3 protein-coding genes and 1 pseudogene are annotated in these 3,133 nt (G+C 69.9%); all 4 read right to left on the bottom strand.

What is annotated here, in order from left to right:
- Positions 1 to 548 (bottom strand): annotated as a pseudogene (locus tag AC30N0_RS20080) (protein translocase subunit SecD); the annotation flags it as partial.
- A 13-nt stretch (positions 549 to 561) separates the two neighbouring features.
- Complete coding sequence (gene yajC, locus AC30N0_RS20075; protein WP_489519645.1) at positions 562 to 909, bottom strand: preprotein translocase subunit YajC; 348 nt, start codon at positions 907 to 909, stop codon at positions 562 to 564.
- Positions 910 to 984: 75 nt separating this feature from the next.
- Positions 985 to 2,175 (bottom strand): metallophosphoesterase, encoded by a 1,191-nt coding sequence (locus AC30N0_RS20070; protein WP_489519644.1) that lies wholly within the window; start codon positions 2,173 to 2,175, stop codon positions 985 to 987.
- Complete coding sequence (locus AC30N0_RS20065; RefSeq protein WP_489519643.1) at positions 2,172 to 3,059, bottom strand: DMT family transporter; 888 nt, start codon at positions 3,057 to 3,059, stop codon at positions 2,172 to 2,174. Before AC30N0_RS20065 ends, AC30N0_RS20070 begins: the two co-directional genes overlap by 4 nt.
- Positions 3,060 to 3,133: the final 74 nt, after the last annotated feature.

Genomic DNA, 3,133 nt, shown 5'->3' with positions numbered 1-3,133 from the left:
CGCACCGCCACGGTGTTGCCGTCGCGGGCGATGCCGGTGTGGCGGATGTTCTTGTCGCGCAGCATCGTGCGCACGTCGCCGGCGATCGCATCGGCCTTCTTGAGGAGCGCCGCCTTCATGTCCACCTGCATCAGGAAGTGGACGCCGCCGCGCAGGTCGAGGCCGAGGTACATCGGCAGTGCATGCAGCGCGGTCAGCCAGGTCGGCGAGCGCGAGAGCAGGTTCAGCGCGACCACGTAGGAAGGGTCGCTTGGGTCCGGATTGAGGGCCGCGCCGATCGCGTCCTTGGCCTTGCGCTGCGCGTCGAGGTCGCCGAAGCGGGCCTTGACCGAGTTGCCGTCGAACTGCACGAAATCGGCCTTCAGCCCGGCCTTGGCGATGATGTCCTCGACCCGCCCGGCCATCGAGGCGTCGACCTTGATCGTCGCCTTGCCGCTCGAGACCTGCACGGCCGGCGCCTCGCCGAAGAAGTTCGGCAGGGTGTAGACCAGACCGACGAGCAGCGCGACCGCGAGGATCGCGTACTTCCAGAGGGGATAGCGGTTCACGTCGCGGCTCGAATCACTTCAGGGTGCCCTTGGGCATGACCTGGATCACGGCGGCTCGCTGGACCTGGATCTCGACGCCGCTGGACACCTCGACCCCGATGAAGGTGTCGCCCATCTTCGACACCCTGCCGAGCACGCCGCCCGAGGTGACGACCTCGTCGCCCTTGGCGAGCGCCTCGATCATCGCCTTGTGCTCCTTCTGCCGCTTCATCTGCGGCCGGATCATCACGAAGTAGAGCACCACGAACATCAGCACCAGGGGCAGCATGCTGCCGAGGCTGCCGAACAGGGAGTCGGACGCCGAGCCCGTCGGCGCCGGCGCGCCGGTGGTGGTCTGAGCGATGGCTTCTGAAATGAACACGGGTGGATTCCTCTCCTGCGGTCGAGGGCAGGATGCCCCCGGCAAAACCTCTGAATTGTAAGGTCGCGCCTCTGTTCAGACGCCGGCGGCACCTTCGGCGACGCGGGGTTGGACGGGCTCGCGCCCCGTGGCGGGCGCTCGAGCCCGCACCAGCCGGAGCAGGGTGATCTCGGAGGGCGCGCCGAAGCGCTTCGGCGGCCCCCAGTAGCCTGCGCCGCGACTGGTGTAGACCCACATCCGGCGCCAGCGATGCAGGCCGGCGGTGAAAGGCTGCTGCAGGCGGACAAAAAAGTTCCAGGGAAAGAACTGGCCGCCGTGCGTGTGCCCCGAAAGCTGCAAGTCGAAACCGGCTTCTTCGGCACCGCCGGCGCTGCGCGGCTGGTGCGCGAGAAGGATGCGCACGGCCGCCTGCGCCGGGCTGCCGGCGATCGCCGCAGCGGGGTCGCTTGCCTGCGCGCGGTCGAAGTGGCCCGCGCTGAAATCGGTGACGCCGGCGACGACGATGGCGGCGTCGCCGCGGCGAAGCACGACGTGCTCGTTGATCAGCACCCGCGCGCCCAGCCGGCGCAGCTCGCCGATCCACGCCGCCGCGCCCGAGTAGTACTCGTGGTTGCCGGTGACGAAAAAAGTGCCCTCGCGCGAGCGCAGCGCCGCCAGCGGAGCCACGTGCGGCGCCAGGTCCTGGACCGAGCCGTCGACGAGGTCGCCGGTGATCGCGACCATGTCGGCGCCGAGGTCGTTGACGGCGGCCACGATCGCCTCCACGAACGGGCGCCTGATCGTCGGCCCGACGTGCACGTCGCTGATCTGCGCGATCGAGAAGCCCTCCAGCGCCGCAGGCAGATGAGGGACCGGCACGTCGACCCGGGCGATCCGCGCCGTGCGCCTGGCGTTGCCGAAGCCCCAGAGGGTGATGGCGGCAGCGAGCAGGGGCACGGCCACGGCGCTGCCCTGCACCGCAGCGGCGAGGTCGAACGCGCCAGGTACCAGGGCATCGACGGCCCGGGCGGCGAGCAGCCCGAGGTCGCGGGCCAGCGTCAGCACGAACAGCGACGAGAAGGAGCCGAGCGCCAGCAGCGCGGCCCACGTGAGCAGGTCGGGCGATGCGCTGCCGCGGCGCCGGCGCGCGCCCAGGCCGAAGGGCATGACGACGACCGAGGTCGCGAGCACGACGCCGAGCAGGCTGCCCCACACCGGCCCGAGCGACGGGCAGAGTCGCCAGGCGACCCAGGCGTGCAGGGCGGCCAGGATCAGGCGAAGGGTCATGGGACCGGGCTCTCGCCGAGCCGCGACGGCGGCGGCGGGCTGCGCAGGTTGATCAGGTTGGCGACCAGGATGAGGCCGGCGCCGAGCGCGGTGAACACGTCGATGGCTTCAGCGTAGACCAGCCAGCCGACGACGGCGCTGAGCGGCACGCGCAGGAAGTCCATCGGCACGACCGTGGTCGCGTCGGCGTGACGCAGCGCCTGAGTCATGCAGTAGTGCGAGTACGTCCCGCAGAACGCGATCAGGACGACCCACGGCCAGGCCGCCGCCGTCGGCTGGCGCCACACGAGCAGCGCCGGCACGATGCCGATCACGGACTGGATCGCGAGCATCCAGAAGATGATCTTGACCACGCTCTCGGTCGTGGTCAGCGACTTGACGAGGATCATCGACACGGCGAAGCCGACGGCCGCAGCGAGGGCGATCAGCTGACCCGGGTCGAGCCGGGCCAGACCCGGACGGACGATCACGGCGACGCCGACCATGCCGAGCGCCACCGCGAGGAGACGAGCCGGGCTCATCCGCTCGCCGAGGAAGGAGACGGCGAGGATCGCCGTCCACACCGGCATCGTGAACTCGATCGCCACGACCTGGGCCACGGAGATCAGCGTCAGGGCGTAGAACCAGCCGAACTGGGCCCCGTAGTGAAAGGCGTTGCGGGCCACGTGCTGGCCGAGCCGCACCGTGCGCATCGCGGCGAAGCCGCCCGCCCCGTGCACCAGCGGGTAGAGCAGGACGAGACCGATCAGCGACCTCATCTCCATGATTTGGAAGACATGGAGCGTTCGCATCGCTTCCCGGCCCGCGACCAGGATGACGAGCATCAGCAGCAGCCACCCCGAGACCCAGGCGGCCGCTTTCTTTCTCGAGGGCTGACGGGTCATGTGGAGGTGCCCTCCGGAAAGCGAAACGCCCCCCCGGGGGTGGGCGGTTAGCCCGACCGAGCCAGAATTTTTTG

The sequence above is a fragment of the Rhizobacter sp. genome (assembly GCF_031412495.1).
Lineage (GTDB): Bacteria > Pseudomonadota > Gammaproteobacteria > Burkholderiales > Burkholderiaceae_C > Schlegelella_A.
The sequence above is the reverse complement of the archived record's forward strand: the minus strand, read 5'-3'. Positions and strand labels throughout refer to the sequence as shown.